The following is a 21575-nucleotide window of genomic DNA, read 5'->3' as shown; positions in this document are numbered from 1 at the left end:
CCTTCCACTTTTTCAAAGCAAGCCCAGAACCCCTATGCTACGAATTTATTCGAACGCATCCGGTCGCCCGCTTTTCTGACGTCTGGGGAAGTCGGGTGCTTCCTGATTTTCCGTGTCGCGTTGCGCGGCCTTGAGCAGTCAGCCGAATTGAATGGAGCCGTGAATTGACCACGACAAGCTGTGCAGATTACATCGCCGAACTTCTTGCTGAAATCGGTGTCACGAGGATTTGGGGTGTAACCGGCGACAGCCTGAACGGCATCAATGACAGTCTCCTCCGGCAGGGCAAGATAGAATTCATGCATGTCCGCCATGAAGAAACGGGCGCATTCGCGGCCGGCGCCGAGGCGGCGGTGACCGGCAGAATTGCCGTCTGCGCGGGAAGCTGCGGACCGGGAAATCTGCATCTGATCAACGGGCTCTACGATTGCCAGCGCAACCAGGTCCCGGTTCTGGCGATTGCTTCGCACATTCCCTCGACCGAAATCGGCACGCATTACTTTCAGGAAACGCATCCTCAGGAGCTCTTCCGCGAGTGCAGCCACTATGTTGAGTTGATCACAGATCCGGCACAGTTGCCGCGCGTCATGGAAACGGCCATTCGCACCGCCGTGGAACGTCGCGGCGTTTCCGTGATCGTGCTTCCGGGCAATACGTCTCTTGAGCCGGCTCCGGCGAAGCCCGCCCCGATCTCCTTCGCTCAACCACCGCAAATCACCCCGGCCTTCGCCGATATCGATCGGCTCGCCGACCTTTTGAACGGCTCGGAAGCGATCACCCTGTTGTGCGGAAGCGGCACGGCCGGCGCACATGACGAAGTCGTCGCGCTGGCGGATGCCCTCGGCGCTCCCGTCGTTCATGCGCTTCGCGGCAAGGAGCATATCGAATGGGACAATCCCTTCGATGTCGGCATGACCGGGCTGATCGGATTTTCCTCCGGCTACCATGCCATGGAGAACTGCGACACGCTGCTCATGCTCGGTACGGATTTTCCCTATCGCCCGTTTTATCCCGAGAAGGCGAAAGTGGCCCAGATCGATATCCGTCCGGAAGCAATCGGACGACGCCGGGCGGTCGATATCGGGCTGGTCGGGGATCTTCGCTCGACCATTGCCGCGCTCCTGCCGCGCCTGAAGCGCAAGGAAGACAGGCATTTTCTCCAGAGCGCCAGAGACCACTATGCTTCAGCCCGCAAGGGTCTGGATGACCTGGCATTTCCCGATAAATCCGACCGTTTCATTCATCCGCAGCATCTGACGCGCCTCCTGAGCGAACACGCCGAAGACGATGCAATCTTCACGGCTGACGTGGGAACGCCCACGGTCTGGGCAGCGCGTTATCTGAAGATGAACGGCAAACGGCGTCTGCTGGGGTCCTTCAACCATGGCTCGATGGCAAACGCCATGCCTCAGGCCATCGGTGCGCAGGCAGCCTTTCCGGGCCGACAGGTGGTGTCCCTGTGCGGTGACGGTGGCTTTTCCATGCTGATGGGGGATATTCTGTCACTGCGGCAACTCAAGCTCCCGGTGAAGCTGGTCGTCTTCAACAATGGCTCGCTCGGCTTTGTTGCCATGGAAATGAAGGCCTCGGGATATCTCGATGCCAATACGGATCTCGACAATCCGAATTTCGCGGCGATGGCTGAAGCGATCGGCATCAAGGGCATCCGGGTTGAAGATCCGGACAAGCTTGAAGACGGCGTGTCAGATGCACTGGCGCACGACGGACCTGTATTGCTGGACGTCAAGGTCGCAAAGCAGGAGCTTGCCATGCCGCCTTCGATCAAGCTTGAACAGGCCAAGGGTTTCAGCCTGTTTATGATAAAGGCGATCATGAGCGGGCGCGGTGATGAACTGGTGGAACTTGCCCGCACCAATTTGAGGCCGCGCGGGAAGCGGTCCTAGAGCGCGTCGCCTTTAAGCGACCACACGGCGTCCGGATGGAGCTTTGCCTGTCAAGCAGACTGACGGTGGGAAACGGCTCGTTGGCGAAGGCGTGTCGCATGGAACAGCCTGCCTTGCCGCGTTCGAAACGCGGTCAGACGGGCCGGAACAAACCCGTCGGACGGGGAGCCCCAGAGCTTCAGGCTCTAACTGCGGGCGGTGTTGCTCGCAGGGGCTGCGGAAGCCGCTGGTTTTTTCGCTTTGCGCCCCTTGGCCGGCTTGGGCTCCGGCAGGTCGGGCTGCGATGCAAGGCGCGCAGCGCGCAGCCTCATGGTTTTCGCATCGCGCAGCTCGGATTCGGTCCGCAGCATTTCCTGCGAGATCCGCTTGGTTGTTTCCGCCTTTGATTCCGCGGTCTCGCGCCGGGTCTGGCTGAGCTTGCCGCTATTGGTCTCGGTGGACATTGCTTCCGATCCTTTCAAAAGTGCAGAACAAAAAAAAGGCCGGGAAATTTCCCGACCTCTCATCTCATCCCGTTGGTCCGTGCCAGTACATCCGTGGTCACAGACCGGGAATGAATTTATTAGACTGCCTGCAGGTTGTCAGCAGCGGACTTGCCGGAGCGACGGTCCTGGACAACTTCAAAGCTGACTTTCTGGCCTTCGACCAGGGAGTGCATGCCAGCGCGCTCAACAGCGGAGATGTGAACGAACACGTCTGCTGCGCCGTCTTCCGGCTGGATGAAGCCAAAGCCTTTGGTGGAGTTGAAGAACTTTACGGTGCCAATGGTCATAACGATTTCCTTTCAATCGGTCATGAGAGAATGCCTGCCCCGCAACATGCGAAACGGGCGGTTTTGTCGACGTTGATAGGGAAGATCGTTCAGGCCGCGGCAAGCCGCGCAGTCACAAAGTTCGTCAAACAATATCGATGGGAGATACATAGGCCAGCTGCGTGACCAAAACAAGGCACGTTTCTGAAATATGATGACTTTTTAGATAAAAAACACTCCGAAGAAAGCTGAAAAACAAGTGCACATTTAAATGGTTTACGTGTTTTTCCACACTGTTGCGATTGAGAAGGGGGTCAAATTACGTCGAGAATCTAGAAAAAAGCAGCAATTTCGACATCTCCGGGTGTCTCCCTGAAGTAATGGCAGTTGCCGTATCGGGCGAATTGCGCTTGGTCGTCGTCAGGTGCTCCGGCCCGGTTCTGACAACGGCGGTCATAACGTCGAAGCCTTGCGGTTGTTTGTGAACTCTCCGCAAGAATGCTAGATTGCCTTTAGTTGAGAACACGCCTGTTTCAATATTTTTTTGGTGAACGATGGCTGAGCTGACGAAGCGTAAATTTTTGAATCTAATTTCTTTTTTACTGTCGCTGATCATTTTCTGGCTTACCGGGGCAACCTCTTCCGCCAAAGGGAGCAGGTTGGAGCTGGCGGATCCCGTCGAGACCGGTGTCTGGAAATTCTCCGGCCGGAGACCGGCGTCTTCGGTTTCCCTGCCGGTTGAAGTGCCGGTTGGCGCCGGGCAGACGTCCGGCGCGCTCGAACGCGGAACCGACGGGATCATCACCATTGCCGCCTATGGGAGCGAATCTCCCAATGCCAAGGCCGGGTCGGGAAGCGACCCGATCAGTCCCAATCTGCCCACGCCCGGAAATAATGCCGGCAGCGGGCCCAGCGCCTCTCAGGAAAGGGCGACGCTGCAGCGTTTGTTGAATACCAAGGCGCGCATAGTCGGCGAATCCGAAAGATGCAAAACGAAAATTCTGCGCGGGCAGGAACCCTTGCGGTGTTTCGCGGATGTTCTTGCGAGATATGAGGCGCGCCTGGCACGCGAAGCCGGTCGCGGCAGCGGCGTGGCGAAGGCGGCCTTGCCGATCGTAAGGCAGATGGCCAGAGATATCCGCAGGGCCAAGAGCAACGCGCAGGGCCTGGAGATCGTTCGAAGAGGGATCGGGAAAGTTCAGCGAATCCGTCTCGTCAGATCGCAGGACGCCGTTGTCGCGAAGCTTCAGCAACAGCAACGCGCCGTTCTGGTGGACACCCTGCAGGCGGTCGAGATCAACCTTGCGAAAGCGATTGCGATTTGAGTGAAAAGTTTTTCGGGATCATGGAGAGGTTTGAGTCTCAGCGATTTCTGGCAAGACTGTTCGGTCTCGCCTGCGGGATTTGGCTTGTCGCATGGTGTTGCGGACATGCGTCGGCTCAGGGTCAGTTGTCCGGCACCAGAATGGCGCTGATCATCGGCAATTCAAACTACACCTCCGAAAGGCTCCCCAATGCCGGGAACGATGCGCAGAGTATCGCCACCACCTTGCGGACGCTCGATTTCGATGTCCGGCTGGTATTGGACGCGACGCGTGACCGTTTCCTTGGCGAAATAGAGGAATTCGCGGAAGACACGCTCCGCCGCAATGCCGGTGTCGTGCTCGTCTACTATGCCGGCCACGGGGTGCAACTGGCGGGAAAGAACTATTTCATCCCGGTCGATGCAAATATCAGCGACGTCGACAGTCTGGTGGATCAAAGCCTCCACTTCGACAAGCTTTTGAACCTGATTGGAAAAAGCAACGCGTTCAAGATGGTCTTCCTTGACGCCTGCCAGAACAATCCGTTTCATGACCGCATCGACAGTATCGAGGCCGGCCTTGCCCCGCCCCCCGATGTCAGCGGCTTCCTGATCGGGTTCGCGACGCAGCCCGGAAAGGTCGCCTTCGACGGTGCCGGCAAAAACAGCCCTTACACCTCCGCCCTTCTTGCCAACATGCATGCCCCGGGGCAGGAAGTCCTGTCCGTGCTGGCGGAAGTGAACCGCTATGTTCGCAAGGACACCGGTGGTGCTCAGGTTCCCTACGTGCAGTTTTCGGTCAAGCCCGAGTTCTACTTTCTGCCGGGCGAAAAGCCCGAGCTGGATGTCGAGGTCAGACTTTGGAAACTGGCGGCCCAGCAGGCGGATCCCGAACTGATCGACTTGTATATGCAACGCTATCCGGAAGGACGTTTTGCCGGTGAAGCGCGGACCCTGCTGGAGAAAAGCGGATCGGGCCCGGCCGTCTCGCTCACGCAGGGCCCGAAGAACCGCGAAACGCTGGAGGAGGAAATCTGGTCGAATGCGCTGGCGTCCCGAAACGGCTCGTTGCTCGAATATTACATCGAACGCTTTCCGAACGGGCGCAATCTGCAACAGGCGAAGGAAATTATCACCCAGATTGCACCCGGGGATGAGGCGAACGTCACGCCTGCCGAACTCTGCCGGCAATTCGCGACACATCCCAATGATTCCACGATTGTCTATCGGGGCGTGTCTCTCAATCGTCTGGCGAAGAACTCCGCTGCCGCCATCAGGGCTTGCGAACGGGCCGTGGGAACATTTCCCGAAGATCCGCATTACAAGGCCCTGCTTGCCCGTGCTCTGGCTGCGGGCGGCGACACCGGTCGTGCGATAGATTTTTACAAGCAGGCCGCGCTGGCGGGAAATACGCGGGCGCTGGTCAGCCTGGGCCTGTTTTATGAACTTGGCCAGAGCGTTCCGAAAAACCTCACAACGGCCAGGGCACTGTTTGAGGAAGCCTACAGCCACGGCAGTACGGACGGAGCGATCAATCTGGCCGTATCGCTTTATTCGGGAACCGGGGGCACGCGGGACGTTGCGCGCGCGGTCGAACTTCTGGAGTTTGCGTCGTCGGAAGGGGCGGCCAGAGCGACCTATAATCTTGGCGTGTTCGCCAAGGAAGGCATCAACAAGTCGCCCGAAAACGCCGTGGCCTATTTCGAGCTCGCTGCCCGGCAAGGTTATGCGGAAGGTGCGCTCGCCGCCGCGGCGATTTACGATGAAGGCTTTCACACCGACAAATCGCCTCAAAAGGCTTCGGAGCTGCTTTTATCGGCTCTGACCTCGGACAACGGCGAGATACTTTCAAAATTGGCGGCTGACGCAAACAGCTGGTCGCTTGACACGATCAGGGCCGTACAGTCGCAAATGAAAACAGCGGGGTACTATGACGGTACCCTGGATGGCGTGCCAGGTCCGCGGTTCAACCGCGGGCTCGAACTGTGGCGTCTCTACGGCGGTTCGCCGTCCTGAACACTCTCATGCGGATCTGAAGCGGATTTCCATGGCAAGGGCAGAATATGGAACTGGACGTCCTTTATCTGGCTGACCTGCGCTTTCCCGGCGGCACATCCACATCTCTCAAATACGATCTCAGAGCCTGCAAACAGGCAGGGCTGAGGGCAGGGGTCGTGCCCCTGTTGTCTCCCCTGTTCGCCAGATGCCAGATTCCCAATTCCGCGTTGCTCGCTGAAATTGAGGCAACCGGAACGGTGATCGTGCCACAAGACGAAAGACCGAAAGCCAGGGTGGCGCTTTTGTATCATCCTTCGCTTCTGGACAAGACCGTACATTTGCCCGCCGGGTTCGATGCGGATGTCTTCTACTGTGTCGTGCATCAGCCGACACGGGACCGGCGCGGGCGGCCCTACTACCGGACCGAGCACTGGTCCGGCCTTGCCGCTGACTGGTTCGCTCATGATTTGCGGTTGCTGCCGGTCAGCGACGTCGTGCGCGAGGATCTGGCACGGCATGGCTTTTCACATGCGCTCCATCCTGCCAACTGGAACAATCTGATCGATCCGCAGGACTTTCCGCAAAAGCGGGTTCAGGAATTGACGTCACCGTTAAAGATCGGCCGCCACAGCCGGCCGAGCAGAGACAAGCTGCCCTCTCCACAGGTTGCGCTGCAATGCTATCCGCAGCATCCGGACTATACGCATCTGATGATGGGAGTTCCCCAGGACTTTCTTGACGCGTTCGATACACTGCCGTGGAACTGGCAGATTTATTCGTTCTCCTCCCGGCCAGTATCCGAGTTTTTGCAAAGCCTCGATATCTATAGCTATTTTCATTCAGACAGCTGGGTTGAAGCATTCGGCTACAACGTGCTCGAAGCGCTGGCGACCGGGTTGCCCTGCGTCGTGCCGCATTATCTGCAGGAGACGTTTTCCGAGGCCTGCTTTTATGCCGGGCCTGCGGAGGCTCCGCAGCTATACGCTCGCCTTGGATCCGACCGGGCGTTGAGGGAAGAGGCCTCCCTGAGAGCGCGCGCCCTTGTCGGATCCCGTTTCGGGCTGGATCAGTTCGCGAAAAAGTTTGAAAAGGTCGTCGAGGCACCGAAGACCTCTTCACCGGGCAACGGAAGACTGCCCCGGACATCAGAGCGGCCGGTTGTGCTTTCTGTGACCTCCAACGGCGTCGGCCTTGGTCATCTTACACGGCAGCTTGCCATAGCCGAGTCCCTGGGTCCGGCTGTGAAGGTGGTTTTCTTTTCGCTTTCAGAAGCAATCGAAGTGGCCCGGTCCATGGGGTATCTGGCGGAATTCCGCCCCTTCCACCGTCGGCTGCTACTGGATGTCGATGAATGGAATGCCTTTTTCTTTCAGGAAATGCGCGAAGCCCTGAGCCACTACAAACCCTCCCTGGTCCTGTTCGACGGTAATATGCCCTACAGCGGATTTGTCGACGCTCTGGAATCCTACGGCAAATGCTGTCGCGCCTGGATAAGGCGGGGACTGTGGCGCACGCCGCAGCCCGACAGCATCGCCCGGGAAGGGTTTTTCGACGCCGTCATCGAGCCTGGAGAACTTTGTGAAGCCATGGACCTCGGATACTCAAGGATGAATCCGGACAGTGTTTCCAGCGTGAATCCCGTGCTTATGACACAGCCGGCTCAACTCCTTGACAGGGCCGCCGCAAGGCGCGCGCTTGAACTGCCGGAGGCCGCAACACTCTGTCTCGTCCAACTCGGGTCGGAAGCGAATTTCAACATGTCCGTTCCCCGTGAACTGCTGTTCGATTTTCTCGACAGGCATCCGCAGGTGATTGCGGTCGATTTCAGGTCGCCGCTGCATATGAAAAGTCACGGCGATATTCACGAGCGCTTTCTGCAGCGGCGGCTGTTTCCACTGGGCCGCTATCTGAAGGCGTTCGACTTCGCTGTCTGCGCCTCGGGATACAACACGTTCCACGAAAACATCGCAGCCGCGCTGCCCACGCTTTTCATTCCCAACAGCAACCCGGAAACGGACGATCAGGACGCAAGAGCCCTGCATGGCGCGCGCGCCGGCTGGAACCTGGCAAGCACCGCCGAAGACCCTTACGAGATTGAAACCCAACTCCGAAAACTGCTTGATGCCGAAATCCGGCAAGATCTGTCCCTGGCCTGCGCACAAAAGACCGGCTGCTGGGACGGGGCCGGGCAAATTGCCCGTCGGTTGCGGATACAGGCCCGGCTTCCATGGTCCACCCAGGCAACGGCATCATGATACGACATCTGCGAAATATCGGTCTCAGATTTGCCTTGCGCAGTCTTCGCATATTCGGCGCCGCAGACAAGGCAGATGCGCTCCTGCTGTCGCAACAGCGCAAACGCGGCAGTGTTGCTTTGATCTGGGCGCTCGCAGAGACAGGGGACCGTCTGTCCGCAGGTCTGTCTGAAAAACTTGCCAAGCTGAGCGGGTTCGAGACGGTGGTGGTTGTCTGCCCGCCGCGAGTGTTTTCATTGCTTCGCAGCGAAGGTCATTTTTTTGAAACCCTGCCCGCTCCCGACGAGATCCTGAGCAGTGGGATCTCGTCGAACTGGGCGCTCTACCTTCGGCGGCGGATCGCGCGCATTCGCAAAAACTGGGGCCCTGATTTCGAGGCGGTCGTGGGACCGGAGCCGGAGGTTTACTTCGAGGCGATCCTGAACGGGTCTGAGGACAGCGGTTTGTCTTGATACCGGTCGGGGAAACCCGCTCGCCCGGAACGGCGGTGCAAGAATGTGAAATCCCGATTGTCATCGGCTTTCCGCAAGGCTAGCGTGAGCGGAAACGGTGCGGCTCGCTCGCTTCGTTGACCCGCACATTTCTCTCCTGCCATCAAGATGAGGCGTTTCATGGCGCAGCTCCCCAATTCCCTTGAATCCCGTGATACCGCGGTTCAGCTTCACTCCTATGCTGACGCACGCCGTCAGGAGGAAACCGGCGCGCTGGTGATCGACCGGGGCGATGGCATCTATGTCGAGGATATCAACGGCAAGCGCTATATCGAGGGCATGTCCGGGTTGTGGAGCGTTGCGGTCGGCTTCGGCGAAAAGCGTCTTGTCGATACCGCCACCCGTCAGATGGAGAAGCTGCCCTACTATCACACCTTCACCTACAAGACCCACGGCCCGTCGATCGAACTGGCGGAGAAGCTGATCGAGATGGCGCCCGTGCCCATGTCTAAGGTCTATTTCACCAATTCGGGCTCGGAGGCCAACGACACTGCGATCAAGCTGATCTGGTACCGGTCCAACGCGCTCGGACAGCCGCAGCGAAAGAAGATCATTTCGCGTGTCCGGGGTTATCACGGCGTCACGCTCGCCTCCGCCAGCCTGACCGGCCTGCCGAACAATCACCGGTCTTTCGATCTGCCGATACCGCAGGTCCTGCATACGACCTGCCCGCATTACCGCTCCATGAAGAAGGACGGCGAAAGCGAAGCGGATTTTGCCGGACGTTGCGCTCAGGATCTTGAAGACATGATCCTCGCCGAAGGCCCGGACACCATCGCTGCCTTCTTCGCCGAACCGGTGATGGGCGCCGGCGGGGTGATCGTGCCGCCGGAGGGCTACTGGCAGGCGGTGCAGCCGGTCCTGAAAAAATACGGCATCCTCTTTGTCGCGGACGAGGTGATCTGCGGATTCGGGCGTACGGGCAACATGTTCGGCACCCAGACCTACGATCTGCAGCCTGACATGATGACGCTGTCCAAGGCGCTTTCCTCTTCCTACCAGCCGATCTCGGCTTTGTTGATCAATGACGATGTCTACCAGCCGATCGCCGATGAAAGCCACAAGATCGGCGTGCTCGGCCACGGCTACACCGGAAGCGGTCATCCGGTGGCGGCTGCCGTCGCGCTGGAAAACCTGAAGATCATCGAGGAGCGCGATCTGCTCGGCAATGTGAAGGCTGTGGCACCGCTGTTCCAGAAGCGGCTCGCCGGACTGGCGGAGAATCCGCTGGTGATTGAAACACGTGGCATCGGCTTGATCGGGGCGGCGGAATTGTCCCATCAGGCTCTTGCCGCGACACCGGGCGCGCTCGGTGCGAAAACCAATGCGGTCTTTCAGGAGAACGGCCTGATCTCCCGCAACATGGGTGACGCAATGGCCTTCTGCCCGCCGTTGATCATCACCGAGGCTCAGGTCAACGAGATGTTCGACATTGCGCAGGCCGGGCTTGATGCGGTGGCGAAAAGCCTATGACCGGATGGTCCGTCGTCGGCACGATCAGCGGCACCTCCGCCGACGGCATCGACCTTGCGGAAATCGAGACGGACGGAAGGACGGTCGCTCGCTTCGGCCCGGCGGAAACGGCGTCCTACCGTCCGGAAACGAAACGACTGGTGCTGGAGGCCGCCGCCGCAAAGGGAACACGGCGCGAAGGCTGGCCCGATCTTGGCCGTGCTGTCACCCGGGACCACGCGACCGCGATACGCACCTATCTTGAGAAACACGGCCTTTCACCGGATGCCGTCGTCTTTCACGGCCAGACGGTCTGGCACGACCCGGTGGCGGCAGAAACCATCCAGCTTGGCGATCCGCAGGCGCTTGCCGACGATCTCGGCCTGCCGGTGATCGGCGATGTCCGGCTGGCGGACATGGCGGCTGGTGGGCAGGGCGCACCGCTGGTGCCCGTCTACCATCAGGCGCTGGCCAGGTCTCTGGTCGGTCAGGACAGGGAACCGCTGTGTTTTCTGAATATCGGCGGCGTCTCCAACCTGACCTATATCGACGCTGAGCGCCTGCTTGCTTTCGACATCGGGCCGGGAAACGCGCTGCTGGACGACTGGGTCCGCCGCCATGGGGCAGGGGACTATGATGCCGGAGGCAGGCTTTCGGCGGCGGGGCACGTGGAGGAGCAGCGACTGAACGATGCCCTGGACCACCCGTTCCTTACCGAGCCAGGCCCCAAATCCCTCGACCGTTACAGTTTCTCCGGAAGCTTCGCCGAAGGGCTTTCCCTGGAGGACGGCGCGGCGACCCTTCTGGCGTTTACCGCCGGGGCCATAGCAAAAACCGAACAGCTTCTGCCGGCAACACCGGGGCTCTGGCTGGTCTGCGGCGGCGGGCGCCTCAACCCGGTGCTGATGCGGGCGCTGGCGGACCGGCTCTCCGGAGAGGTTGTTTCAGCCGATGCCTTCAAGATCGACGGCGATGCGCTTGAAGCACAGGCAATGGCGTTTCTGGGCGCGCGGCTGAAAGCCGGGTTGCCGACGACTTTTCCGGAAACCACCGGGGTGAGTTGCCCGGTGACCGGTGGCAAGATTTTTACCCCCGTCGCCTGACCGGGATTTTTAAGAAAACGTCTGTGAGGAAGCGTGAAGAGAATTCTTGAGCCCGCGCGCGAAATCGATGTCATCCACGAAACCGACGTGCTTGTGGTCGGTTCCGGCCCGGGCGGTCTGGCGGCTGCCCTGGGGGCGGCGCGGGCCGGTGTCGAGGTGACCCTTGTCGAGCGCTTCGGATGTTTCGGTGGCAATATCACCGCGGTCGGTGTCGAGGGGTTCGCCTGGTACCGGCACGAAAACACCATCGACACGGAAGGCGTCGGCCGCGAGTTCGAGGACCGCGCCCGGGAAGCAGGCGCGGCAACGCCGGAACCGCAATCCGACAGCCACGCCATCGACGCCGAGGGCTTCAAGCTGGTCGCCGACACTCTGGTGGAAGAAGCCGGCATTCATCCGATGCTGCACCGGGCCTTTGCCGCGCCCATCATGGAAGGTAACGAAATTCGCGGCATCGTCACTGAAAGCAAGGCGGGCCGTGAGGCAATCCTGGCACGAAAGGTGATCGACGCCACCGGCGATGCCGACGTGGCTTTCCGGGCGGGTGCCAAGACGAAAAAGACCCCGGTGGAAGAAATGCAGGCGGCGTCCGTCATGTTCTCCATGACCGGTGTCGACAAGCGCAAATTCATTGAGGCCGTCAACGCGGATCCGCAGACCTACAAGGACTGGGAAAGCGGCGAGTGGTCGGTGGAAACCACCGGCAAGGAAGACACGATGTTCTCGCCCTTCCTGCGCAAGCCGTTCGAACAGGCCATGCAGGCCGGGATGATTCCGGCGGCCCTGCAGACCATTTCCGGAACCTGGGGCGCCGTCTATGACAGCGGCGATCTCACTTATCTCAACCTGGTGCATCTGCCCGAATGCGACGGCACCGATCCCGGCTCTATGACGAGGAACGAGATCGAGGGCCGCCGTCAGGCAATGCTGGCCGTGGAAGCGCTGAAACGCTTTCAGCCCGGTTGCGACACGGCAAAACTCCGCAATTTCGGCATGACCATCGGCATCCGCGACACCCGCAAGATCCTGGCCGCCTATGACATGACGGGTCAGGACGTGCGTGGCGAGGGCCGCTTCGAGGACAGTGTCGGCATCTTCCCGGAATTCATCGACGGCTACGGCATCCTGATCCTGCCGACAACAGGCCGCTACTTCCAGCTCCCCTACCGCACGATGCTGCCGAAGGGCGTCAAAAACCTGCTTGTCGCCGGCCGCGCGACCGGCGGCGACAAGGTCAGCCACGCCGCCACCCGCAACATGATGTGCTGCACGGTGACCGGTCAGGGGGCGGGGGTAGCTGCCGCGCTGTCGGTCAAGCATGGACTGGATCTGGAGGCGATGGACATGTTGCTGTTGCAGGCGGAATTGAAGCGTCAGGGCGTGCGGCTGCATTAGGTTCGATTTGACAGCAGAAATGCGGGTAGGCGTGGGGGTCTACCTGCACAAGGGAGAGTACGGGACGCCGGTCTGCCCGTACAAAAAGAAATGCGGGCCAGCGTCTCCTCAGAAAAACAACAGAGATCCATACCTTCCCGCCACTCTTGCGCAAAACCCGTGCAGCCGCTAACCAGATCGTATGAACGGATCTGAAATCTACAGGCGGTTGATCGGGCTTATCGAGGAGCGGGTGTTGAAACCCGGCGACCGCTTGCGCGAGGCGGATCTGGCCGAGGAATTCGGTGTTTCCAGAACGCCGATCCGCGAGGGATTGAAGCGGCTGGAAGCGCAGGGGCTTGCCGTTCACGAGCCCAATCGCGGCATGGTCATTCCGACGCTTGATCACGGTCAGATCAACGAAGTCTATTTCATGCGCGAAGTACTGGAAGGCACCGCTGCCGGACTTGCCGCCAAGCACGCCTCCGAGCCGGAAATCGAAATTCTGCAGGATCTGGTGACCGCCGACCGCAAGCGCATCGCCGACAAGGACAGTCTGGTGCGCTCCAACCGGGAGTTCCACCGGCGCCTGTGCCTGGCCTCGCACAACCGCTATCTGGTCGACCAGATCGACCATCTGCGCCTGTCGCTGATCCTCATGGCCGGCACGACGCTGGATACACCGGAGCGCCGCGAGACGGCGGTCGAGGAACATGCGGCGATTGTCGATGCGATCGGCAAGGGCGACAGCGCGGCCGCCGAAACTGCCGCCCGCAGGCACATTGCCCACGCCCACAAGACACGACTTCAGCAAATCTGATCTTCCGGCGAAGAGCCTTCAGGTGCCCGGACGGCCGCCCGTCGCCGCCGTCAAGGCAAACGATGTTGTCGTGCGCAAACGGCCGGGGTGCGGCACCGGAGCGTTTTCAGCACTCGACGATGTTCACCGCCAGGCCGCCCTTGGAGGTTTCCTTGTACTGCTCCATCATGTCCATGCCGGTCTGGCGCATGGTCTCGATGCAGCCGTCCAGCGGCACGAAATGGGAGCCATCGCCGCGCAGCGCAAGTGAGGCCGCCGTCACCGCCTTGACTGCACCAAGGGCGTTGCGCTCGATGCAGGGCACCTGCACGAGGCCGCCGATCGGATCGCAGGTCATGCCGAGATGATGTTCAAGGGCGATTTCAGCCGCGTTTTCGATCTGCTCGTTGCTGCCGCCGAGCGCGGCGCACAGCCCGGCGGCGGCCATGGCCGACGCCGAGCCGACCTCGCCCTGGCAGCCGACTTCCGCGCCCGAGATCGATGCATTCGCCTTGATGATGCCGCCGACTGCGGCGGCGGTCAGCAGGAAGGTGCGGATGCCGGCCTGATCAGCGTCCTTGCAATGGTCGAGATAATAGCGGGTCACCGCCGGGATGACCCCGGCCGCTCCATTGGTTGGGGCGGTCACGACCCGGCCCCCTGCCGCATTTTCCTCGTTGACGGCCATGGCGTAGACGCCGAGCCAGTCGACCACATTGTGCTCGAAGCGCGGATTGCCGCGGCCTTCGTGGATGAGTTGCTGATAGATGTCCGCGGCGCGGCGTTTGACCTTCAGCCCGCCCGGCAACTGGCCGGTCTGGGTGATGCCTCGGTTGATGCAGGCATCCATCGCCGACCAGAGCTTGTCGATGCCCGCTTCCACGTCTTCCCGGGGCTGCGTGACGCATTCGTTCCGCAGTTTCATCTCCGCGATGGAGAGCTCCGCTTCCTTGCCCATGGCAAGCATCTGGCTGGCGGAGGAGAAAGGAAAGGGCACGTCCTGCCTGGCAAGCTCGGTGATCGGCTCGTTGGTGGTCTTCGTGAGTTCCGCCTCGCTGACCACGAAGCCGCCGCCGATTGAATAATAGACGAAGCTGTCGATAGCGGCGCCGGACGCATCGAGCAGTTCAAATGTCATGCCGTTGGCGTGCAGCGGCAAGGAAGGACCGTAGTCGAAAATCACGTCCCGTTCGGGAACGAAAGCCAGTTCGGGAAGTCCGGGGATCTGCAGCCGTTTTTCCGCGTTCAGGGCGGCGAGCATAGGATCGACCTGATCGGGATCGAGACTGTCCGGCCTCGCTCCCAGAAGTCCCAGGCAGACGGCCTTGTCCGTTGCGTGGCCTTTTCCGGTGAAGGCGAGCGAGCCGTGCAGGGTGACGGTCAAACGCGCAGCCTTTGCCTCCGCACCAGCAAGACCGCGAAGCCGGTCCAGATAGCGCTGTACCGCGACCATGGGCCCAACGGTGTGGGAGCTAGATGGGCCGATGCCGACTTTAAATATATCGAAGACGCTGATGAACATTCGTACCGCGCTGCCTGTCTCTTCCAAGCTGACCTTGTCAGCACTCTTTTCACGCTAACAGATAGTCCTTTGTGCACAGGCGTTCAAACGGGCAATTTTGTGTTATTTGCGACATCGTCCGAAATGGATCTTCCCGAGGTTCGCCTGAGCGGGAAGAAATCCTCACTGAAACTGTTGTTTGCGAAAGGGCGCTTTGTTAGCTTGCCGCTCCCGTAAAGGATCGCCTCAAGCCGCAAGAGTATCCGATGACCGCGCAGCCCCCTTCCGACGTGCAGGACATTCTGAAGTCCAGAAAAGACGCCTTCCTGATCCCGGAAGGGATCATCTATCTGGATGGAAATTCCCTTGGCGTGCTGCCGCGCCATGTGCCCGCGCGGCTCACCGAGGTGGTGACGCAGGAATGGGGGGAAAGCCTGATCACCGCCTGGAATACCCACGGCTGGATAGACCTGCCGGCCCGCACTGGCGATCGCATTGGCCGGCTGATAGGCGCGCCCGCGGGCACCGTCGTTGCCTGCGACAGCACCTCGGTCAATGTCTTCAAGGTCCTGTCAGCGGCGCTGTCCCTGCGTCCGGATCGCAAGGTCATTCTGTCGGACACCGGAAACTTCCCGACCGACCTTTATGTCGCCTCCGGGCTGAAGGATCTGCTTGCGAGGGGGTACGAACTCAAGGTGGTCGCGCCGGAAGAGGTCAAGGCGGCAATCACCGGCGAGGTGGCCGTTCTCATGCTCACCCAGGTCGACTATCGGACGGGGCGTCTCCACGACATGGAGGATCTGACCCGGACAGCGCATGCCGCCGGTGCGCTTGCCATATGGGATCTGGCGCATTCCGCCGGAGCCCTGCCGGTCAACCTTGCAGGTGCGAAGGCGGATTTCGCCGTCGGCTGCGGCTACAAGTATCTCAATGGCGGACCCGGCGCGCCGGCGTTTCTCTATGTCTCGCCGGAGCATCTGGACAAGGTGACCTCGCCGCTGACCGGCTGGATGGGCCATGAGGCGCCCTTCGCATTCGACCTCGATTACCGTCCGGTCTCGGGCATCGGCCGCATGACGGTGGGAACACCCGCGGTCCTGTCATTGTCCGGTCTTTATGCCGCGCTCGATGTCTTCGAGGATGTCGACATGGCCGATCTTCGCCGGAAGTCGATTTCCCTGAGCGAGTTGTTCATCGCTGAAGTCGAGGCCAGATGTCCGCAGCTCGAACTGGCAAGTCCGCGGAATCCGGAGGATCGGGGCAGTCAGGTGTCGTTCCGCTTCAAGGAAGGCTACGAGGTGATGCAGGCGTTGATCGCAAGGGGGGTGATAGGCGATTTTCGGGCACCGGACGTGATGCGGTTCGGCTTCACGCCGCTTTACCTGTCGCGTCAGGACATTATCGACGCGGTCGCGGTACTCGCCGACATTCTGGATACGCAAGGCTGGGACCGCCCGGAATTCAAAATCAGAGCCAAGGTCACATAGCAGCGGCTTCCACCTGTGCTTCCAGCATCGACATAAGCTGCTCCTCGGGAATGGCTTTCGAGTAAAGATAGCCCTGGAAACGGTGGCAGCCGTTTTCCAGAAGCCAGGCCCGTTGTGCGATCGTCTCAACGCCTTCGGCGATCACTTCCGCGCCGAGTGCGTTGGCCAGGGAGAGGATCAGCTTCACGATGGCTCCGCCGGAGGCGATGTCATCCATGAACATCCGGTCGATTTTGATCCCGTCGATCGGATAGTTTTGAAGATAGGCAAGGTTGGAATAACCGGCGCCGAAATCATCGATGACAATCCGGTATCCGGTGCTTTTCAGCAGGGAAAGCGTTTCGGACGCATTGGGAATGTCGCCAAGAAGAACGCTTTCCGTCAGTTCCAGTGAGATCTTTTCCGGATTGCAGCCGGTCTCCCGAGGCAGGGCTTGCATATGAGTCACGAATTGCGCGTCGGACAGCTGTTTCGGAGACACGTTGAGTGAAAGCGGAATGTCGTGGTTCATCCGCGCGAGCTGTGCCTGCATATGGGCCACATTGCGGCTCACCCAAAGACCGATCTGGTTGATAAGACCGGTTTCCTCCGCGATCGGTATGAAGTCATCGGGGTAAATGAGGCCCTTTTCGGGGTGGTTCCAGCGGACCAGGGCCTCGGCGGCAATCACCTTGTCGTTCAAGGTGCATGCGATCGGTTGGTATTCGAGCGTGAACTCGTTCACCCGGATCGCGCGTTCAAGATCTTTCTTGATCGCCAGATGTTCATCGCGCAGGTGCCGCATCTGCTGCCGGAACCGAACGCATTTGTCCGTCGGGTCGGTCTTGGCATGATAGAGCGCCAGATCGGCGTGACGCATAAGGTCGTCGATGCTGACACCATCTTCAGGATATTGCGTATAACCGATACTGAGGCCGACGCGTCTTGGCTTGCCGTCGATCAGTTGAGGTGTCGAGAAGGCTCCCAGAAGTTCCCGGCCGAACCAGTCCGGCCCCTTGGGGCCTGCCTTCTCGAGATGGCAGATAAGAAACTCGTCGCCGCCCAGCCGTGCGACGATGTCGTCCGGCTCCGCCACGTGTTTCAGCTTCTCCGCAACGAGTTGCAGCAGGCTGTCACCGGCTGCATGGCCCAGGGTATCATTGACCGTCTTGAAGTCATCCAGATCAACCAGATAGAGCGTCGCCATCTGGTCCCTGTCCGACGCCGTCTGCAGGACCTGAGCGAGCCGCTCCTGAAGGTACGTCCGGTTGGACAGACCCGTCAGCGTGTCATGGCTTGCCAGATATTGCGCCCGTTCCTTGGTTTCATGCAGTTCGGTGACGTCGATCTCACTGACGAGATAGGCCGGCTGGCCGGAAACGGCATCCTGGGAGGAACGGATCGTCACTTCGTGCCAGCGAGGGCCGGCGCTTGTCCTGACACGGGCGACACGTCCCGAAGTGCGGTCCCGCTCGACGAGCTCCAGGAATTCCAATGCGTCCCGCGGTTCGACGAAATGGCCATGAAACGGTGTATCGAGTGAGTTGCAGGCGGCTCGCGCTGCGGTGTTCCTGTAAAGAGGCGTACCGTCCGTCGAATACAGTGAAATCATGACGGTGGTATGCATCAGCGCTTCGGCGCTTCTGAGGGTTTCCGGTTGCTGTTTGTGATGTTCGCGCGCTTCGCACAGAAGGGCCATCCGGCCGTCGATCAGTCTGATCCCGCTCATGTTTATTTGCAGGACCTTCGGCTTTCCCCGGGGATAGAGCGTCCAGATTTCTGAAAAGCTAACATCTTGTTTGCAAAAATCCTGCTGATGTTGACGCAGCCGTTCTGCGACCGCAGGAGACATATCTTTGGACAGATCGCGAGAGCGGAGTTCTTCAAGACTGACTGCGTCGGTAACTTCCAGGGCCTTGCGGTTCGCCCAAAGAAACCGCTTGTCGTCGAAATCGAAGATCCAGACGGCAACATCCAGTCGGTCGTAAATCGTCGCGATGAGATCCGGATCGATTTTACCTTTGGCGATACTGTTGAACAGTGCCGCGCGGTTCTCTTCCGGCTCGAGGCACGTATCTCCGGAAAGATCAGGATTGTCCGGCAGTTTCTCCTCCACGATTCATGCCCTGGCGGGGCGATATCCGGCCGGTTCCCGGCCTGACGCCGAACATTCTAGTTACTTCAAGTGTAATATTCGTAAAATATCATGAGGAATTCAATGGAGAAGAGTATAGAAAAATAAAAGGAATCGAAGAAATTGGTAGTTATCCAATGGATATTATATATATTGTAAAAATTGCCAGTATCAATCTGTAATTTTACTTAAAATCCAGATTGATTCCCCTAGGTCGAGAACGCAACCGGAATAAGTGGCTGTCCACCGGAACATGTAGTGCCGAGCTCAACAAACAGGGTCTTGTTTGTTGAGCTCGGTATAAGGTCCGGCTTTAAGAGGGTATCTAAAGATCAGCAGGTCCGCCGGAGCACGTGTTCGCGTAAAGGCTCCGGAAACAGTGTCTCGGCGGGTCGATCAGCGGAGCGGATTGTCCGGATGGATGTGCCTCCCTTGGTCCGCAACCCGGCCAAAATCCACCGTGACACGGGATTATCCGTTCCCGGGATTTGCGAATTATGGAAAATCCTGCTCTTTCTGCAGTTGAACCCGGTGATTTTGAGTTGATTGCGCTGTCAATGGAGTTAGAAGATCTTGATGCCGCGCCGGTGCGGACCATTTCGCGTCCGCTCCACCAAGCCTGAAAACAGGCATGTCGTGGCCAAAAGGTTGCAAGAAAGACCGCTACGGGGGGCGGCGAGGAGACTGAATGCTTGAGCTTGATCAGCTCGTAATGGATTTTGGAAAATTCCGGGCGGTAAACAATTGCTCGTTTCGTGTCGGGGAAGGCAGCATAACCGGATTGATCGGGCCCAACGGGGCCGGAAAAACCACGCTGTTCAACCTGATCGCGGGTGCTTTCCACCCGAGCAGCGGCAGTATCCGGTTCCTGGGTGAGGACGTCACCGGATTGGCCAGTCACCAGCTGTTCCACAAGGGCCTTGTGCGCACCTTTCAGATACCGCATGAATTTCACAAGCTGACGGCGCTGGAAAATCTGATGATGGTGCCGCCGTCCCAGCCCGGCGAGAGCCTGTTCTCCAACTGGTTCGCCTGGCGCAAGGTCAGCTCGGCGGAGCGCGATGTGGAGCGCCAGGCTTATGAAGCGCTGGACTTCCTCGAACTGACCCATGTTGCGCACGAACCTGCGGGCAACCTGTCAGGCGGGCAGAAGAAGCTTCTGGAACTGGGCCGCACGATGATGACCGATGCAAAGCTGGTGCTGCTGGATGAACCTGCTGCGGGCGTCAACCGGACACTGCTGCGCAAGCTGGAAACCAAGATCGAGATCCTGAACCGGGACCGCGGATACACCTTCATCCTTATCGAACATGACATGGAGATGATCGAGAAACTCTGCGCTCCGGTCATCTGCATGGCTGAAGGGCGGGTGCTGATCGAAGGCGATTTTCAGACGGTGCGCTCCAATCCGCAGGTGCTGGAAGCCTATCTGGGAGAAACGACAGGAGACGTGGCATGAAGGCGCTTCTGTCGATGGAAGGTCTCACCGGCGGTTACGGTGACGCGGACATCCTGCTGGATGTATCCCTGCATGTGGACGCGGATGAGATTGTCGCCATCGTCGGACCGAACGGGGCCGGCAAGTCTACCGCCATGAAGTCGGTTTTCGGTCTGCTGACGATCCGTGGCGGTAAAATGCTTTTCGACGGCGACGATATCACACGCTGGGCGCCGAACCGCATCGTTCAGCGGGGCATCTGCTATGTGCCGCAAGTCGACAATATCTTCCGGGAGATGTCGATCCACGAAAATCTGGAGATGGGCGGGTTCCTGAGAAAAGGCGATCTGTCGGCTGCCTATGAGCGCATCTATACGCTGTTTCCGGATCTGAAGGAGCGCTACCGCACGCCGGCCGGCAGTCTTTCAGGCGGTCAGCGCCAGATGGTGGCGATGGGCCGCGCCCTGATGCTGGATCCCAAGCTCCTGCTGCTGGACGAACCGACCGCCGGGCTGTCTCCCAAATACATGGAGCAGATTTTCCAGATCTGCCGGGATGTGCGCGACACAGGCGTTGCCATCCTCTTGGTGGAGCAGCATGCCAAACAGGCGCTCGCCTTTGCCGACCGCGGTTATGTTCTGGCCGCGGGCCGGAACCGGCATGAGGGCTCGGGCGCCAATCTCCTTGCCGATCGTGAAGTCGCCGAAATGTTTCTGGGGGGCTGAGCGGCATGGATCTCTTCGAACTTCTGAATTTCTACGTTATTCCCGGCATCGTGCTCGGGTCCATCTATGCGCTCGGTGCGGTCGGAATCACGCTGATTTTCGCGATTCTGCGCTATGCCCATCTGGCTCATGGCGACCTGGCGACCTTCGGCGCCTTTGTCGCGCTGGCCTGCGTTACTGGCGTGGGCGTGCCGCCGCTGGCGGCCCTGCCTGTCGCGATCCTGGTGACGGCCGCGGTCGCGGTCGGCATCGACAAGGTGTTTTACGAGCATCTGCGGGAGAGGCCGAAGATCGTTACCGTCATGGCCTCGCTCGGCATCGCGCTCATGCTGCGGTCCGTCGTGCAGGTTGTGTGGGGCGTGGACACGGAAACCTATTCGCGCGGCATCGTCCGCCCGGAGGACTATTTCGGTCTGCGCATCCGTGACCGAGAGCTTTATACGGTCGCCGCTCTCATCTTTCTGGTCGGCGGTCTGCAGCTCTTCCTGACAAGGTCCAAATGGGGCAAGGCGATGCGCGCCATGTCCGACAACCCCAACCTGGCGCTGCTGTCGGGTATCGACAACAAGAAGGTCGTGATGCTGACCTGGGTGATCGCCGGCGGCCTGTGCGCGGCTTCCGGCTTCTTCCTTGGCTACAACACCGAAATCAAGTCGATGATGGGCTGGCACATGCTGCTGCCGATGTTCGCCGCGGCCATTCTCGGTGGTGTCGGCCGGGTGGAAGGCGCCGTCCTGGGAGGGTTGATCGTCGGCATTGCCGAAGAGCTGTCGGTGCTGGTGATCCCGAGTGAATACAAGGCCGCCATGGCGTTCGCCATATTGCTGTTCATGCTGCTTGTGCGCCCGACCGGGCTGCTCAAGGGCAAGGTATTGTAAGGG

The 21575-nt window shown here is 59.7% G+C and carries 19 protein-coding genes; 14 read left to right on the top strand and 5 right to left on the bottom strand.

The genetic code is table 11. The features are described from left to right. Nucleotides 1–164 precede the first annotated feature (164 nt). Nucleotides 165–1904: a ubiquinone-dependent pyruvate dehydrogenase gene (poxB, locus tag OA90_RS23175; protein WP_068418290.1), complete on the top strand. Its 1740-nt coding sequence runs from the start codon at nucleotides 165–167 to the stop codon at nucleotides 1902–1904. Between the two features lie 185 nt (nucleotides 1905–2089). Here the strand turns inward: poxB and OA90_RS23170 are convergent, their stop codons facing one another. The 3 genes from OA90_RS23170 to OA90_RS28695 form a co-directional block, all read right to left on the bottom strand. Beyond that, complete coding sequence (locus OA90_RS23170) at nucleotides 2090–2347, bottom strand: hypothetical protein (protein WP_068418288.1); 258 nt, start codon at nucleotides 2345–2347, stop codon at nucleotides 2090–2092. A 119-nt stretch (nucleotides 2348–2466) separates the two neighbouring features. Continuing rightward, nucleotides 2467–2676: a cold-shock protein gene (locus OA90_RS23165; RefSeq protein WP_068418285.1), complete on the bottom strand. Its 210-nt coding sequence runs from the start codon at nucleotides 2674–2676 to the stop codon at nucleotides 2467–2469. A 298-nt stretch (nucleotides 2677–2974) separates the two neighbouring features. Next, complete coding sequence (locus OA90_RS28695) at nucleotides 2975–3271, bottom strand: hypothetical protein (protein ID WP_156510607.1); 297 nt, start codon at nucleotides 3269–3271, stop codon at nucleotides 2975–2977. Nucleotides 3272–3314: 43 nt separating this feature from the next. Here OA90_RS28695 and OA90_RS23160 point away from each other — a divergent pair, with 43 nt between their 5' ends. From OA90_RS23160 to OA90_RS23125, 8 genes are all read left to right on the top strand, one after another. Beyond that, nucleotides 3315–3980 (top strand): hypothetical protein, encoded by a 666-nt coding sequence (locus OA90_RS23160; RefSeq protein ID WP_156510606.1) that lies wholly within the window; start codon nucleotides 3315–3317, stop codon nucleotides 3978–3980. A gap of 140 nt (nucleotides 3981–4120) precedes the next feature. Then, on the top strand, nucleotides 4121–5974 hold the full coding sequence (locus tag OA90_RS23155; RefSeq protein ID WP_208986264.1) for a caspase family protein: 1854 nt from the start codon (nucleotides 4121–4123) through the stop codon (nucleotides 5972–5974). A 47-nt stretch (nucleotides 5975–6021) separates the two neighbouring features. Further along, nucleotides 6022–8211 carry a glycosyltransferase gene (locus tag OA90_RS23150; RefSeq protein WP_068418279.1) on the top strand — a complete coding sequence of 730 codons (2190 nt, stop codon included), beginning with the start codon at nucleotides 6022–6024 and terminating at the stop codon, nucleotides 8209–8211. Further along, a complete protein-coding gene (locus tag OA90_RS23145; protein ID WP_156510605.1) occupies nucleotides 8208–8663 on the top strand; it encodes a hypothetical protein in 456 nt (151 codons plus the stop codon). Before OA90_RS23150 ends, OA90_RS23145 begins: the two co-directional genes overlap by 4 nt. A 159-nt stretch (nucleotides 8664–8822) precedes the next feature. Continuing rightward, the gene (locus tag OA90_RS23140) at nucleotides 8823–10175 is read left to right on the top strand and encodes an aspartate aminotransferase family protein (RefSeq protein ID WP_068418275.1); all 1353 of its coding nucleotides are present in this window, start codon (nucleotides 8823–8825) and stop codon (nucleotides 10173–10175) included. After that, nucleotides 10172–11257 (top strand): anhydro-N-acetylmuramic acid kinase, encoded by a 1086-nt coding sequence (locus tag OA90_RS23135; RefSeq protein ID WP_068418273.1) that lies wholly within the window; start codon nucleotides 10172–10174, stop codon nucleotides 11255–11257. The genes OA90_RS23140 and OA90_RS23135 overlap by 4 nt, the downstream gene beginning before the upstream one ends. A 33-nt stretch (nucleotides 11258–11290) precedes the next feature. Further along, nucleotides 11291–12652, top strand: coding sequence for an FAD-dependent oxidoreductase (locus OA90_RS23130; RefSeq protein WP_068418270.1), 1362 nt, complete (start codon nucleotides 11291–11293; stop codon nucleotides 12650–12652). Between the two features lie 181 nt (nucleotides 12653–12833). Then, nucleotides 12834–13451 carry a GntR family transcriptional regulator gene (locus OA90_RS23125; RefSeq protein ID WP_068418267.1) on the top strand — a complete coding sequence of 206 codons (618 nt, stop codon included), beginning with the start codon at nucleotides 12834–12836 and terminating at the stop codon, nucleotides 13449–13451. A gap of 106 nt (nucleotides 13452–13557) precedes the next feature. On the opposite strand, the gene OA90_RS23120 is transcribed toward OA90_RS23125, so the two are convergent. Next, nucleotides 13558–14952, bottom strand: coding sequence for an L-serine ammonia-lyase (locus OA90_RS23120; protein WP_068418260.1), 1395 nt, complete (start codon nucleotides 14950–14952; stop codon nucleotides 13558–13560). Nucleotides 14953–15197: 245 nt separating this feature from the next. Here OA90_RS23120 and kynU point away from each other — a divergent pair, with 245 nt between their 5' ends. Beyond that, on the top strand, nucleotides 15198–16418 hold the full coding sequence (gene kynU / locus OA90_RS23115; protein WP_068418258.1) for a kynureninase: 1221 nt from the start codon (nucleotides 15198–15200) through the stop codon (nucleotides 16416–16418). Here kynU and OA90_RS23110 read toward each other — a convergent pair. Beyond that, on the bottom strand, nucleotides 16411–18513 hold the full coding sequence (locus tag OA90_RS23110) for an EAL domain-containing protein (protein WP_208986263.1): 2103 nt from the start codon (nucleotides 18511–18513) through the stop codon (nucleotides 16411–16413). The two genes, kynU and OA90_RS23110, sit on opposite strands and share 8 nt — an antisense overlap. A gap of 515 nt (nucleotides 18514–19028) precedes the next feature. On the opposite strand from OA90_RS23110, the gene OA90_RS29815 reads away from it, so the two are divergent. From OA90_RS29815 to OA90_RS23095, 4 genes are all read left to right on the top strand, one after another. Beyond that, nucleotides 19029–19154: a hypothetical protein gene (locus tag OA90_RS29815; RefSeq protein WP_279625829.1), complete on the top strand. Its 126-nt coding sequence runs from the start codon at nucleotides 19029–19031 to the stop codon at nucleotides 19152–19154. Between the two features lie 65 nt (nucleotides 19155–19219). Next, on the top strand, nucleotides 19220–19990 hold the full coding sequence (locus OA90_RS23105; RefSeq protein WP_068418255.1) for an ABC transporter ATP-binding protein: 771 nt from the start codon (nucleotides 19220–19222) through the stop codon (nucleotides 19988–19990). Continuing rightward, nucleotides 19987–20694 (top strand): ABC transporter ATP-binding protein, encoded by a 708-nt coding sequence (locus OA90_RS23100; RefSeq protein ID WP_068418248.1) that lies wholly within the window; start codon nucleotides 19987–19989, stop codon nucleotides 20692–20694. Before OA90_RS23105 ends, OA90_RS23100 begins: the two co-directional genes overlap by 4 nt. Before the next feature lie 5 nt (nucleotides 20695–20699). Next, complete coding sequence (locus tag OA90_RS23095; RefSeq protein WP_068418240.1) at nucleotides 20700–21572, top strand: branched-chain amino acid ABC transporter permease; 873 nt, start codon at nucleotides 20700–20702, stop codon at nucleotides 21570–21572. The last annotated feature ends 3 nt before the right edge of the window (nucleotides 21573–21575 follow it).

The organism is Labrenzia sp. OB1, assembly GCF_001624695.1.
GTDB lineage: Bacteria > Pseudomonadota > Alphaproteobacteria > Rhizobiales > Stappiaceae > Roseibium.
This window is presented reverse-complemented; position numbering and strand designations above follow the sequence as displayed.